The 13,319-nt window shown below is 64.3% G+C and carries 13 protein-coding genes and 2 tRNA genes; 11 read left to right on the top strand and 4 right to left on the bottom strand.

Features of this window, described 5'->3' with window-relative positions; all coding sequences use genetic code 11:
• The first annotated feature begins 10 nt into the window (after positions 1-10).
• From G4O04_03975 to G4O04_03965, 3 genes are all read left to right on the top strand, one after another.
• On the top strand, positions 11-1,198 hold the full coding sequence (locus G4O04_03975) for a hypothetical protein (protein HEY57684.1): 1,188 nt from the start codon (positions 11-13) through the stop codon (positions 1,196-1,198).
• A 93-nt stretch (positions 1,199-1,291) separates the two neighbouring features.
• Complete coding sequence (locus G4O04_03970) at positions 1,292-2,101, top strand: SDR family oxidoreductase (GenBank protein HEY57683.1); 810 nt, start codon at positions 1,292-1,294, stop codon at positions 2,099-2,101.
• Positions 2,102-2,142: 41 nt separating this feature from the next.
• Positions 2,143-2,532, top strand: a complete 390-nt coding sequence (locus tag G4O04_03965) for a pilus assembly protein (GenBank protein ID HEY57682.1) — start codon at positions 2,143-2,145, stop codon at positions 2,530-2,532.
• A 39-nt stretch (positions 2,533-2,571) separates the two neighbouring features.
• Here G4O04_03965 and G4O04_03960 read toward each other — a convergent pair whose 3' ends face one another.
• From G4O04_03960 to G4O04_03950, 3 genes are all read right to left on the bottom strand, one after another.
• Positions 2,572-3,240 carry a glycerol-3-phosphate acyltransferase gene (locus G4O04_03960; GenBank protein ID HEY57681.1) on the bottom strand — a complete coding sequence of 223 codons (669 nt, stop codon included), beginning with the start codon at positions 3,238-3,240 and terminating at the stop codon, positions 2,572-2,574.
• A gap of 68 nt (positions 3,241-3,308) precedes the next feature.
• On the bottom strand, positions 3,309-3,728 hold the full coding sequence (locus tag G4O04_03955; protein HEY57680.1) for a M67 family metallopeptidase: 420 nt from the start codon (positions 3,726-3,728) through the stop codon (positions 3,309-3,311).
• The gene (locus G4O04_03950) at positions 3,716-4,549 is read right to left on the bottom strand and encodes a hypothetical protein (GenBank protein HEY57679.1); all 834 of its coding nucleotides are present in this window, start codon (positions 4,547-4,549) and stop codon (positions 3,716-3,718) included. Before G4O04_03950 ends, G4O04_03955 begins: the two co-directional genes overlap by 13 nt.
• Positions 4,550-4,618: 69 nt before the next feature.
• Here G4O04_03950 and G4O04_03945 point away from each other — a divergent pair, with 69 nt between their 5' ends.
• The 3 genes from G4O04_03945 to miaA are packed head-to-tail and all read left to right on the top strand — an operon-like array spanning position 4,619 to position 7,223.
• The gene (locus G4O04_03945) at positions 4,619-5,845 is read left to right on the top strand and encodes a glycosyltransferase family 4 protein (protein HEY57678.1); all 1,227 of its coding nucleotides are present in this window, start codon (positions 4,619-4,621) and stop codon (positions 5,843-5,845) included.
• Complete coding sequence (locus G4O04_03940; GenBank protein HEY57677.1) at positions 5,842-6,207, top strand: YraN family protein; 366 nt, start codon at positions 5,842-5,844, stop codon at positions 6,205-6,207. Before G4O04_03945 ends, G4O04_03940 begins: the two co-directional genes overlap by 4 nt.
• Positions 6,204-7,223, top strand: coding sequence for a tRNA (adenosine(37)-N6)-dimethylallyltransferase MiaA (gene miaA / locus G4O04_03935; protein HEY57676.1), 1,020 nt, complete (start codon positions 6,204-6,206; stop codon positions 7,221-7,223). Before G4O04_03940 ends, miaA begins: the two co-directional genes overlap by 4 nt.
• Before the next feature lie 26 nt (positions 7,224-7,249).
• Here the strand turns inward: miaA and G4O04_03930 are convergent, their stop codons facing one another.
• The gene (locus G4O04_03930) at positions 7,250-8,206 is read right to left on the bottom strand and encodes a hypothetical protein (GenBank protein ID HEY57675.1); all 957 of its coding nucleotides are present in this window, start codon (positions 8,204-8,206) and stop codon (positions 7,250-7,252) included.
• 133 nt (positions 8,207-8,339) lie between these two features.
• Between G4O04_03930 and G4O04_03925 the strand changes: the two genes are divergently transcribed.
• The 5 genes from G4O04_03925 to G4O04_03905 all read left to right on the top strand — a co-directional run bounded on the left by G4O04_03925 (position 8,340) and on the right by G4O04_03905 (position 13,178).
• A tRNA-Leu gene (locus tag G4O04_03925) sits at positions 8,340-8,424 on the top strand.
• An 80-nt stretch (positions 8,425-8,504) separates the two neighbouring features.
• Entirely contained in the window at positions 8,505-8,894 is a 390-nt protein-coding gene (locus tag G4O04_03920; GenBank protein ID HEY57674.1) for a hypothetical protein, read from the top strand.
• A 54-nt stretch (positions 8,895-8,948) separates the two neighbouring features.
• A tRNA-Met gene (locus G4O04_03915) sits at positions 8,949-9,020 on the top strand.
• A 685-nt stretch (positions 9,021-9,705) separates the two neighbouring features.
• Positions 9,706-12,240 carry a GAF domain-containing protein gene (locus G4O04_03910; protein ID HEY57673.1) on the top strand — a complete coding sequence of 845 codons (2,535 nt, stop codon included), beginning with the start codon at positions 9,706-9,708 and terminating at the stop codon, positions 12,238-12,240.
• Positions 12,237-13,178 carry a LysM peptidoglycan-binding domain-containing protein gene (locus G4O04_03905; GenBank protein ID HEY57672.1) on the top strand — a complete coding sequence of 314 codons (942 nt, stop codon included), beginning with the start codon at positions 12,237-12,239 and terminating at the stop codon, positions 13,176-13,178. Before G4O04_03910 ends, G4O04_03905 begins: the two co-directional genes overlap by 4 nt.
• Positions 13,179-13,319: the final 141 nt, after the last annotated feature.

Genomic DNA, 13,319 nt, shown 5'->3' with positions numbered 1-13,319 from the left:
CCTGTATTGGATGACCCTGAATCAGAATTATTACGCAGAGCAAGATTACAATTCACCGACCACAACTACACAGGGGGTGTCTATTGGCTCCAGCAACGACTGGTGGTGGTGGGGTGCAGGTTGGTTCGACGACGGCTGGAACAAAGTCACTCCTTATGGAGTGTTGGGTGTTCAACTTACATTTGATAACCGCTGTACGGTGCAGGCTGAAATCGTGCAACCTACGCCGACCAACACGCCCACCCCTTCCAACACGCCCACCCCTTCCAACACACCTACCCCTTCCAACACGCCCACACCTACACCCACACCGGATTGCTCCAAGATCTCCATCACTTCGCTTTCCGTCTCGGGCGACAAAGTCAATGTCGGCGTGCGCAATCGCAACGGCACGGCTATCCATCTGTCGTCCTCGCAACTCACCTGGAACGAGTTGGACACGGCGAACGGAAACGCTTATGTGAATTGGATTAAGTTCAACGGAAGCACCTTCTACTACGGTAACGATTACTCCTCACCGACGACTGTCTCGAGTTGGGTGAGCATGGGCGCCAACAGCAATGCCACCTGGCAGGCGGATTTCAACGGCACGACCTCGGTCTATGGCCATATCTCGGTAACCCTGACCTTCGACAATGTCTGTATTGTGAGCCGCAGCATCACCATCAGTACCCCGACACCTACACCTCCGCCCTCCCCTACGCCGACGCCTTCCCCAACGCCCACAATCGACTGCAATAAGATCTCCTTGCAGAGTATCTACACTTCGGGCAACCGTCTCTATGTCCGGGTGGGGAACCAGAACGTTGTGACTTACCAACTGACGTACACTTGGCTTGATTGGTACAAAGCCAATAGCCAAGAATTCGTTGACGAGTTCCGCTTCAACGGGAACCGTTATTACAGTGGCCATGATCCATCTCCGCCGACGAGCTCCTCGAACCAGGCACCACTCCAGCCGAACACCACGAATACCTGGTATGCGGTCTTCGAAGGAGTGTCGGCCCTGTACGGTTCCTATACGGTAAAATTGACCTTTGAAGGCGTGTGCACCATCACAGGATATCTGGTCATTGACACACCCACGCCCACTTTCACGCCCGCCGCCACACCGACGCCTACGCCTTCACCGACCAATACACCTCCTTTATTCACTCCTACCCCAACTATCGACTGGAGCGGCGGCGGCGGTGGTTAGGTTTTAGAGCGGCCTGTTGAGCGCCGAGGGTAGGGGTTGTGCTCTACTCTCGGCGCTTTTTTTGCCTATCACGCTTTTCACGGAGGTGGTGTCATGAGCCTGGCTTTGGTTACTGGTGCTTCCAGTGGGATTGGTCTGGCTATAGCGCGTCAACTAGCCGACCAGGGGCATGATATGTGGTTGTTGGCCCGACGTCGCGCTCCCCTTGAAGCCGCGCTGGAGGACATCCGGCAGCGGGCGCCGCAGGGGCGGCACGGCATTCTGACCTGTGATGTGCGCGACGCGGCGGCCGTCCATCAGGCCGTCGAAGAAATGATGGCCCAGGCGGGCACGCCGGAGTGGGTGATCAACTCGGCCGGGGTGGCTCGACCAGGCTATTTTTGGGAGACCCCCGAAGAGGTCTTCCGCACCATGATCGAAGTCAACTACCTCGGCACCGTGTATATGTGTCGTGCTGTGGTGCCGGCCATGATGAAGGCCCGGTGTGGACGAATTGTCAATCTTTCCTCTGTGGCCGGTTTTCTGGGGGTCTTTGGGTATACGGCTTATGGCCCCAGCAAATTCGCCGTGTGGGGCTTCTCCGAGGTTCTTCGGGCCGAGTTGCGAAGTTACGGCATCACCGTCAGCGTGGTGTTTCCCCCCGATACAGATACCCCCCAGTTGGCCGGGGAGGAGCCCTACAAACCTCCGGAATTGAAGGCGCTGGCCTCCACCGCGGGTTTGCTTACCCCTGAGGAGGTGGCCCGGGTGACTTTGCGCGATGCCGCCAAAGGCAGGTTCCTCATTCTGCCTGGCGAGGCACGCTGGCTCTGGCTGGCCCGACGATTGGTGGGCAGCGCCATTTACCCCATCATGGATTGGATGGCACGCCGGGCAAAACCTGCCTCCGAAGCCAAAACATGAGCCCGCCGCCTCACCACGAGCGGGGAGGGTGAGACGCATCGATGACGGACCGGGTCGAATTCGCCCTGTTTCTGGTCTTTCTGCTCATGTTGATCGGCGGCGTGTTGGATGTGGGTCGCGCCCTGGCCTATTACGCCGTGCTCAACGACGCCGTTCAGGAAGGAGCCGCCTACGGCGCGGTTTTCCCTTACGACACGCAAGGGGTTCAGGCACGCGCCTTGGAGAATGCGGGCGGTTTTTTGGACCCGGATGTTGTTCATCTGGAGATCCGGTTCATTGGCCGGGACTGCGCGGGCGACGGCATTGAGGTGCGGGCGACGATGGAGGTGCCCATGTTGTTCCCTTTGACCTCCATGCTTATCCCGGGCGGCAAAATCCCCATCACGGCGGCGACCACCCAGACGATTGTGCATCCACCCTGTCCTTGGTGAACCAATAAAGCGGGGCGTCAAACCCCGCTTTTCTGTTTATCATTCGCTCCGCTGCTGGCGCCGTTTTGCACGCCAGCCGACCAGGCGTTCGGTGCCGTTGAGCAGACGACGGATGTTTGGGCGCAAAGCCCACATGATCAGGGCCAGGGAGAGCAACCCGTAAACGGCATAGGGCCAGGGGGAGAGCCCCAGGTAGGCCCGATAAGCAAAGATGACCGTTGAGAGGAAAGCCATGCTCATTGTGGCCACCGATGCATAGCCGATGCCGAAAAGCACCAACGCCCCCAAGGGGGGCAGGATGAACAGCATGGGGGGCCAAAGCCCCACCGAGCCGCCTACGCAGGGGGTACCACCGGCTCCGCCGAAAAAGCGCAGTTTCCCTTCTTCGCCCCGTTCGGCCAGAACCAGGGAATAGTTGTGCCCGATGATGACCATCACCGGCGCCAGAATGTGCATCCATGGATTCCCGGGGAAGACGGCCCGTGCAAGCCAGACCGACAGCGCACCTTTGGTGATGTCCAAGATAGCGGTGATCAAGCCTGCCCAAAAACCCGCTGCGCGCATCGTGTTAGTGCCGCCGGTGCGCCCGCTCTGGATGCGCCGCACATCCTCGCCACGAGTGACTTTGACGATGACATAGCCAAAAGGAATGGAGCCTAACAGGTAGGCGACGAAAAGCAATCCTATGGCCTCAAGGTAGGGTTGCATACCGATTTCCTCCGGCAAAGCGATGTAGGCTGCGTGCCGTTTATCAGAACACACCGAGGCACGGATGGTTACGCCACATGCAAAGGGGCCTCGGTAAAGCCCTGAGAGGTCCAGCGGAAAGCCCGACAGATCCAGACCGCCCCCAGTGGAGCCCAGATGAGATAGACAGCGTTGGGGTAGGCCATTTCCCGTTCGTCCACCGCCGAAGGACGCGGTGGCCCTGACGGGTGGCTATGGTAAATGGCCAGGATGTCTAGTCCTTGGTCCAGCATGGTCTTCATCGCCCGCCATTGGGCTTCCGGCTCCATGCGAAATCGCGTGGGGCTTTGCAACAGGTTGGGCACGGGAAAGACGCCGCAACTCCGTCGCCCCTGGCCGGCCACCAGGCCACAGGCCTCGATGGGCGCCTCCCGGGCCACATGGTCGGCCATGGCCTGATAATCTTCTCGGCGGAGCAAAAGCCCTCGCTCAGGGGTTACCAGGTCCATACCGAAACCACAGCCAGAAGCGTCAGGGCCAGCAAGGGTTCGCTCAGCGCCTCGCGAACCGGCTGGCCTTCCAGCACATTGGCGACAAACAGCGTCGCTGCGTAGGCCACGGCGACGACCAGGATGGCATAGGGCACCGAAGGAAGCGGAAAGTAGCGCCAGGCCGCCGCCGGATGCAGGGTGACCAGCGCCACCAAAAGGGCCTCGATGGGCAGCCAGCGCTCGGGAAATTTCAGGCGCAGCGCCCGCAAGGCTACCAGAGTCACAGCCAGCCCCAGTATGGGCAGGGCATACACCAACCGCCATGCGGCAGCGTGCAGGCTGTAGGCCAGCACGAAAAGCGTCAGATATCCCAGCACGTTCACCGTGGTGGCCGCCCAGGGATAGCGAACATCGTTCGGGTCGGCCACGGTGAATTCGGCCAGCAGCACGGCCATCAGGAAGGCCATCCCCACACCGAAGGCCAGCAGCCAGGCGAGGCCCAGGGGCAGGCGTTGGAGCAGGATTTCCAGACCCCAGGCTGCCACCATAGGCAATACTGCATGGGGAACTAGCGAGAGCAACGGCGGCTGTTCCCGACGCACCGTGGGGTGGCGGCTGAGCATCCCCAGGGTGCCGCCCAGGCAAAGCGCCGCGATGAGCACCGCCGAAACACCGGCCGTGGTCACTTTCACCGGCACATACAGGCCGGGCAGGTTGAGGGCCGTTTCCCAACGCAGGGGCAAACGCACCAGGCGTGCCAGCAGCAGCGCCAAAGCCAGGGAGGCGGTGAACACGCTCAGGTGTCCGGTGTCGGGAGAGGGGCGGAATCGGGCATCCATGCCTTCATTTTACCATTGCCCCTCCTGCCTCACGGTATAATGAAACCATCTCCGCTCGAGGAGCAAAGGATGCGCATCGGCATGCTGGTGGATATGTACAAGCCCCACCTCAGCGGCGTGACCAATCATGTGGCCCTGCTCAAGCGTACTCTGGAAGATATGGGGCACGAGACTTTCATCTTCACCTTCGGCGAGGCGCGCCAGGAGGACGAACCGGGGGTGGTCCGCTCGCCTGGGGTGCCGTTGGAGATGTTCGTCGAGGGCATGCATCTCAGTCTCACCTATTCCAAAGAGGCCCAACAGGTGCTGCGCACCATGGATGTCGTGCATGCGCATCATCCTTTCATCAGCGCCCGCCTGGGCCTACGATACGCCCGCCCGCATGGGATCCCGGTGGTGTTCACCAATCACACCCGCTACGACCTGTACTTGCAGGCCTACCTGCCCATCCTGCCCGATGGGGTAGGGGAGTTGATGCTCAAAGCTTATCTGCCTTCCCTGAGCCGGGCGGTGGATCTGGTGGTGGCGCCATCGAAAGGGGTGTATCAACTGCTGGAACGCATCGGGGTAGAGATGAGCCGGGTGGCTCTGGTGCCCAACGGCGTGGACCTGCGGCGCTTTGAGTCCCCCCCTGAACCCCTCCCCCGGGAGGCGCTCGGCCTGACCGAGGAGCAGGTGGTGGTGATGTATGTCGGCCGCCTGGGCCCGGAGAAGAACCTGGTCTTCCTGCTGCGCGCCTTTCGGGGCGTGGCCATGGTTTACCCCCAGGCCCACCTGGTGCTGGTGGGCGACGGCCCTATCCGGGAAGACCTGGTGGCCCAGACCCGCGAACTGGGGCTGGCCGGGCGGGTGACTTTTGTGGGGCAGAAGCCCTACGAAGAGGTGCCTCGCTATCTGGCCGCGGCCGACCTGTTCGCCACCGCCTCGGTGACCGAGGTGCATCCGCTCTCGGTGATCGAGGCTATGGCGGCTGGGTTGCCCGTGGTGGGGGTCCACTCCCCAGGCGTGGGGGACACCGTGGAATCAGGCGTTACCGGCCTGCTCACCGAGGACGAGGTCACCGCTTTTGCCGTGGCGCTGGGCGCCCTGGTGGGCAACGCTGACCTGCGTCGCCGCATGGGGCAGGCGGCCCGGCAGGCTTCCTGGCGCTACGATGTGCGCCACACCACCCGGAAACTGGTCGCACACTACCGGCACCTGGTCGATCAGGCCCGGCGGGACCCGGAGGCCTGGCAGGCGCAGAGCACCAAACGGTGGCGCGACTTTCTGGAACGCTGGCGGGAATTCACCGAATGAACCGGCTGCAGCGTCGGGGGCGGTGGGGCGAAAAGGTGGCCGCGCGCTATCTGGCGGCGCGGGGTTACCGCATCCTGGCCCGTAATGTACGTACCCCCTACGGCGAACTGGACCTCATCGCTCAACAGGGCGACGAGGTAGTTTTCGTCGAGGTGAAGACGCGCACCTCTCTGGCCTTCGGTTGGCCGGAGGAGGGTGTCACCGGGCGCAAGTTGCGGCATCTGGCCGCCGCGGCCCAGGCCTGGCTGGGCGACCATCCCAATGTGGGCGCGGTCTGGCGGGTGGATGTAATCGCCGTGTTGGTGCAGCCCGGGCGCGAGACTGTGCAAATTCGACATTACGAGGATGTGCTTGGCTTATGAGGCAACAGCAGCCATCGTCGCGTGGGGTAGCTTCCGCGCCGGGGCACCCCCGGCGCCCGTTGTTGGTGTTGGTGGGGCCGACCGCCGTGGGGAAAACGGCCCTTTCGCTGGCCCTGGCCGAGCGCCTGAACGCCGAAATCGTCTCGGCGGATTCCCGGCTGCTCTACCGTGGCATGGACATTGGGACGGCCAAACCCACACTCGAGGAGCGGCACCGGGTGCCCCACCATCTGATCGATGTGGCGCAACCCGACGAGGTGTGGACGGTGGCCCGCTATCAGGAGGCCGCCTATCGGGCCATCGACGCCATCCAGCGTCGGGGGCGTCTTCCCATGCTGGTGGGCGGCACGGGGCAGTATGTGTGGGCCGTGGTGGAAGGCTGGCTGGTACCCCGGGTGCCGCCCCTTCCCGGGCTGCGCGAGGCGCTGGAGCGCTGGGGGCGTGAGATCGGCCCGGAAGCGTTGCACGCCCGGCTGGCGCGTCTGGACCCGGTGGCCGCCTCGCGCATCTTGCCCTCCAACCTGCGGCGCACCGTGCGCGCCTTAGAGGTCATCTTTGCCACCGGCCGGCGCTTTTCGGAGCAGCAGGGCAAACGCCCCCCGCCGTACGACATCCTCATCGTGGGCCTGATGCGCCCCCGCGCCGAGTTGCATCAACGTATCCGCCAGCGCATCATGGCCATGCTGGAGGCCGGCTGGCTGGACGAGGTGCGTCGGTTGCTGGCGGCGGGCTATGCGCCGGGTCTGCCGGCCATGTCGGGCATCGGATACGCCGAACTGGCGGCCCACCTGCGCGGTGAATTCACGCTGGAAGAGGCCGTGGAACGCATCCGGCGGCGCACCCAGATCTTCCTCCGCCGTCAGGCCAACTGGTTTAAGGCTTCGGATACCCGCATCCATTGGTTCCCCATGGGGCCGGGGACGCGGGACGAGGTGCTCGACCTGGTGCGCCGCTGGTTGCGGGGGGAAGTGCCATCCCTTAGGGAAGGCGTCCTCCCCTCGGGATCCGGCGAATGAGGTTTGTTGGGCGGCACAACCGTTTATTAGGGGGCGCCAGTCAGGATAAGCGTCCCCCAGGTGGTGGGGTCAGTCAACCGTCGGCGTGGGCAGTTGCTCATCAGGGTTTGTTGCTTCTGCGCCCCTACATCGTCGTTGTCCGAGAGCGAGATACAAAAGCCCAGCCGCAGCCCCTGGTAGGGCGTCACCTGCAACTGGCTCCAAGGCACAGCGACCTCGAAGAGATAGGCGTTGCCCAGGTCCTGAGCCGCCAGTCGCACGCCGGCGGGCACTCCGGCCAGCCCGGCAGGATACCAGCGATAGGCTTCGGGGTTGGTGCCCAGGGGGTTGCCTGGCGAAAAACCGAACTGATCGTCGTCGTTGTTCAAGGCGGACACGAAGTAATCGGCGTTGCGGGCCGTATCCACTTGGATCTCGAAACTGTCGCCTTTGTAGAGCATGGCCCCACTGGCCAGTTGCACATAGCGGTCATCGGTCACCCGCACGCCGAGGTAAAGGTAATCGGCGTCCCAGGCCACGCGGAAGATGCCGGCCAGATCGCCYTGACCGGTGTACTGATCCGCGCCGAACACCACATAATTGAAGACATAATTGTAAAGAACCGGCCATTCGGCCCAGTCGCCGTCGATGGTCAGCGGGGAGGTGGCCAGGGGCGCCAGAACCCGCGGTTCGCGTTCGGGATAGGAAACCGGGGTGGGGGAGATAACCAGCGTGGGTTGGGTGGTGGCCGTGGGGGCAGGGGGCGGTGACGAGGCCACGGGAGAAGCAGGCCCCACGGTGGCGAGGGTGGTTGGCGGGGCTGTGGGGGCCGCAAGGGTGGCGGCTGGCGCGGGGTTGAAAAGCGCCGTCAGGGTCAAATTGGGCGTGGGGAACACGAAAGGCGTCGGGGGACTTACCGCCAGGCCGGGCAAACTGCAGGCCAGGGCCGTCAGCCCCAGCGCCAGGAGTAAGACTGGTAAAAGGGTTTTTCGTTGGATGTTCATGGGCTTCCTCCCAGAGAAGGCGGGGTAAGGCGAGTGGTCCCTTGATTGTAGCAGAGGATGCAAGGAGGATGCCATCTATTTGAAACGAAAAGGTTGACATCCGTGAGCGGGCTGAGTAAAATAAGGGCCGCAAGCCGAAGTGGCGGAATTGGCAGACGCGCTGCGTTCAGGGCGCAGTGGGCCGTGCGCCCGTGTGGGTTCGACTCCCACCTTCGGCACTCCCGCCCGCAAATCCGCCGGGCGGGTTTCTTTTTCCATCGGCTGCGTGGAGGGCCTTGCGGCAAAGGAGAGGGAAAGCATGCAGCGTCAACGGTTGCGCGCGTTCTGGTGGGCAGTCACCGTGGTTTTCCTGCTGGCGTTGGTGGCCTTCCGCGTCGCCCAACGGTGGACCACGTGGCAGCAGGCCGAAGCCCACCGGCAGGTGGTGGCGACGCGATACGCGGCGATGGTGGGCACAGCGACCGCGCTGGTTCAGGAGGCTACGGCGGTGGCCTCGCCGGAATTCGTGGAAGTACGGGCCCGTACCGAGGGAAAGATGGCGCGCAAAGGGGAGGTGCTGGTGCATCCGGTGCCCGTGCCCGGCGCGCCGCCGGCCGAGGCCTGGGCACAGCCCACGCCAACGCCCACGCCTACGCCCACACCGGCCCCCTGGCAGGTGTGGTGGGCGCTCTTCTTCGCCAGGCCTTGACGCATCGGCAAAAGTTCGTTATAATAAGGGCCGCTTGAGAGTCAAGTTGCACACCGCGGGGTGGAGCAGCGGTAGCTCGTCGGGCTCATAACCCGAAGGTCGCAGGTTCGAATCCTGCCCCCGCAACTCCTGGCCGACGCCAAAGTCGGCCTTTTTTCTTTTCCAGGGGGCTTTTTCATCTGCCTGCTTACGCACATAGGGCGAATGTGGCGTACATAATTTCGATATTTTATGAGCGGTCGAAGGGCATGGGTCTGGCGACCTGGCAGGAGGCGCCAAGGCAGCCCCGGGCTGATGGAGGCCGGCGCGGCCCTTGAACCTGGACCGGGCCGGGAACGGCAAAAAAAGGTGAGAGAAGGTGAGAGCAGGAGCGCCATAGGGCGGACCAGAAGCGCCGGGCCGCCGGGCGCAGACCCAAAGCGGAGCAGGCCAGCCCAAAGTCAAAAAGTGGAGCAGGCCAAGGCCAGGAAGAGACCGCTTCAACGCGTTGTTACTGCTAATCGAACTTATCGTAAGCATATAGTGTGTGTGGGCAAAAAGGCGCCTTTTTCGCTCCCCTAGGGCCAGTTTCCCCTGGCGCAGCCAGAAAGGCGCGTTTGAGCCTACCGCATGGGGCGCGAACCTTGCGGCTTGCAGCGCGCAGCCAATCGTCATGATTCGCCTTGCGCTCACCTGCCCTCCCCCACCCCAGGCGTGCGGCCCGCCTGTCCTGTGCCGGGCTGCGTGGCTCGCCTTTCCTTGGCACATTCCTTGCAAAACATTCGATGCTATAATGTGCATGAAGTCGAGTCTCTCTCAACGAGGCCCTTTCATGGACTTTTGGAGCCACCTGACGCAACTGCTGCTGCAGCCCCCAGGAAGCCTGGCCTACCACCTGGTGCTGACCTTCGCCCTCATTGGTGCCCTGCAGGGGGCTTTCTTCCACTGGCAGGCCACCCGTTACCCCCAGGGTGCCCGTCTGATGCTCGGCCTGGGCGGGCTGCTGGGTCTGCGGGTTCTGCTTTTCCTGGTACAGGCTCTGGCCTGGCAGGGGGTACTGGAGCCTACCTGGCTCCCCGCCCTGGAACGGTTGGCCAATGTGGGCGGGATGGTGTTGCTCTTTTGGCTCTGGGCCTTTCCCGAACCATCGTCAAAGGCCGACGTGGCGACTTCCCTGTTGCTCCTCTTCCTGGTGGCGCTGGCCCTTTTCACCTGGGTGATGTTGACCCCGGACAACCTACGCTGGTTCCATGGCTCCTGGCTGGACCGGCTTTGGAGCGGTCTGGGCCTGGTGCTGGCCCTGGCTGGGGTCGGCGTGCTCGCCTGGCGTCGACCCGAAGGCAGCCTCTACGGCGGGCTGACCCTGCTGGCGCTGGCCGCAGGGCACCTCGTCCACCTCCTTTTGATCGAACCGGGCGCGACGGCCTCGATGGCCTTGCGCCTGGGCGAACTGGCGGCTTATCCCTTCGTCTTCTCTCTGCTGTATCGCTACCCCTTGCCTGCGGCTTCGCCCAAAGGCGAGCGCCCGGTCCCAGCGGCAGAAGCGCCCTATCTGATGACGCCTTCCCCCGACGGGGAGGTCGCCCTCACGACGCCTGCGCCGACCCAGCCGCCTTCCGCTGCGGCCCTGGAAGCCCTGGTGCAGGCCCTGCGGAGCCTGGACCCGGAAGAACGCTCCGAGCGCCTTGCCCAGGCCGCAGCCCAGTACCTGGTGGCCGACCTGTGCCTGTTGATGAGTCCCCCTTTCACCTCGGGCCTGATGGATGTAGTGGCCGGGTACGACCTCATCCGCGAGCAGGCCCTGCCGGGGCACACCCTGGCCGTGGACCAGGTGCCGCTGGTGGCTTCGGCCAGCGAAAAGGGGAAGACGCTGCGCCTGCCGGCCAGCAGCACCTCGTCGGACCTGCACACCATCGCCCGCTGGTTGGGTCTGGAGAGCAGCGGGCCTTTGCTTGCCGTCCCCCTGGTGGCCAGGTCCGATACGCCGGCGCTGGGCACTCTGGTCTTTCTTTCCCCCTTTGCCCAACGCCCCTGGACCCACGAGGACGAACAGCGAGCGAAGCGCTTCGCCCAGGCGGCCGCCCGCGTGCTGCTGGCTTCCGTCTCCGACCAGAGCGCCCAGGTGGGCGAACTGGAAGCCGAGGTGGAGCAACTCAGGCAGCGGCTGGCCGAAACCCAGACCCGGTTGGACAAAGCGCTATCGCAGCGGGAGGAACTGGAGGAGCGATTGGCTTCGGCTCAGGATCACCTGGAAAGCCTGGCCGCTCTAATGGACGACCTGGAAACCCTCCAGCAGGAAGTCAACCGTCTGGAGGACGAGAACCGCGAACTGAAAGAGCAGCTGCTCACCCTGAACTACTTCCCGGAAGCCTTGGAAGGGGAAGCGGGCGAGCTCTCGGGCGAGCCGACGGTCTCCCCTACCCCGCCAGAGGACGAGCAACTCCGCCAAAGCCTGCGGATGGCGCTGGAAGAGGTGGCCCTGCTCAAGTCCGAACTGGCCTTCCGCGACCAGCAAATGCTGGAGTTGGAGCGCCGCAACGCGGTGCCCCAACAAGCCTTGCTGTACTCCTCCCTTATCAGCCTGGTCCAGGATGTGCGCCAGCACCTTTCCACCATCGTGGGCTACACCGACCTTTTGCTGAGCGAGAGCGCCGGGCTGCTGGGCAAATTGCAGCGGGAGTTCCTGGAGCGCATCCGTCACGCGGCGGAGAAGGTGACCAAAATCGTGGAGGACGCCGCGAACCTGGCCTCCATGGATGTGGAAGGGCAATCGACTTTGGAGATGGAGCCGGTGCAGTTGTCCGAGGTGCTGGACGCCGCCATCGTCGAACACGGCTCCCTGTTGCGGGAAAAGCGCCTGACCCTGCGGGTTGATTTGCCCGACACCCTCCCCACCCTCAAAGTGAACCGCGACGCCCTGCAGCAAATCGTCAATCACCTGCTGCACAACGCCGCCCTGGCTTCCCCCGAGGAGGGTGATATCTTCCTGCGCGTTGAAGAGCGTTTCCTGCCGGAAGGGCGCTTCATCCAACTGGCGGTGCAGGATTCCGGCCCGGGCATCGCCGAGGAGGATCTGCCGCGGGTGTTTTCCCGCATCTACCGCACCGGTTACCGCACCATCGAAGGCCTGGGCGACAACGGCGTGGGGCTTCCCCTGGTGAAGACCCTGGTGGAGGCCCTGGGCGGGCGCGTCTGGGTGGAAAGCCGGCTCGGTGAAGGGGCCACTTTTGAAGTGTTGTTGCCCCTGGAGCCGGAATCCGCCCCTGCGCCTGAGGAAACCCCGGCAGAGCAGGCCGCGCCCTATGCAAAAGAATCCCCGGCGTCGGAGCCCGCCCAGGGCCGTGGGGACGAGGAGGCGGAAGGGTGAAAACCGCGACCGCCCTGATGGCGCAACTGGGGCTGGCGCTGGGTATTCTTCTGGTGGTGGGCCTGGCGCTGGCGGCTGCGGCCACTTCCGAGGTGTGGCTGCCTCCTACCTCGCCGACCCCCACCTTTTTTGCCCCTCGCCCGGTGACCTTCTTCACCCCGGTGGTCATCCAGCCCGGCCAGCCCACGCCCACCCTGAGCCTCGCCACGTCCACCCTGAGCGCCACGGGCGTCCTTCTTCCCACCCCCACCCCTTGCCTGCCGCCGATCGGCTGGGTGCCGGTGAGCGTCGGCCCCGGCGAGAGCCTGGCCTCGCTGGCCCAACGCTTTCGCACCACCGTCGAGTTGCTGCGCAAGGCCAATTGTCTCTTCGGCGACACCCTCCCCCCGGGTAGCCTGGTCTATGTCCCCCCCCCCCTGCCCACGCCCACCGCTGTGGTGCGCCGTTGCGGGCCGCCCCCCACCTGGATCGTCCATGTGGTCCAGCGTGGGGAGAACCTCTTTCGGCTGAGTCTGGCCTACGGCGTCAGCGTGGCCCAGTTGCAATGGGCCAACTGCTTGAGCGGCACCCTGATCTTTGCCGGGCAACGGCTGTTCGTTCCCCCGGTGGCGGCCACGAACACGCCGTTCGACTGGACGCCCTCGCCCACGCCTACCGCCACAGCGACGGCGACGCCCAGCCGCACGCCCACCCCCAGCATCACGCCCACCCCCGGCCCTTCGCCGACCGCCACGCCTACCGTGCCCTCCCCCACGGCCACGCCCACCACGCCGCTCCCCACGGCGACCTTCACCGCCACACCCACGCCGACCTTCACCGCCACAGCGACGGCGACCTTCACCGCCACAGCGACGGCGACGCCCAGCCCCACGCCCACCCCCACGCCGACCTTCAGCGCCACCCCGACGCCGACCTTCACCGCCTCACCCGCGCCTTAGGCCCATGCGACGTCTCTTGCGCCTTGGATGGCTGGTCCCTGTGACCGTCTGGCTGGCCGCCTGCACCTGGGCCGGGCTGGCCCCTACGCCTCTCCGCCCCGTCGCCCCCCGCGCGGCCTTGCGCCTCACCGCCACAACCAC

Source organism: Anaerolineae bacterium, assembly GCA_011176535.1.
In the GTDB taxonomy this organism is placed as follows: Bacteria; Chloroflexota; Anaerolineae; order Anaerolineales; family DRMV01; genus DUEP01.
This window is presented reverse-complemented; position numbering and strand designations above follow the sequence as displayed.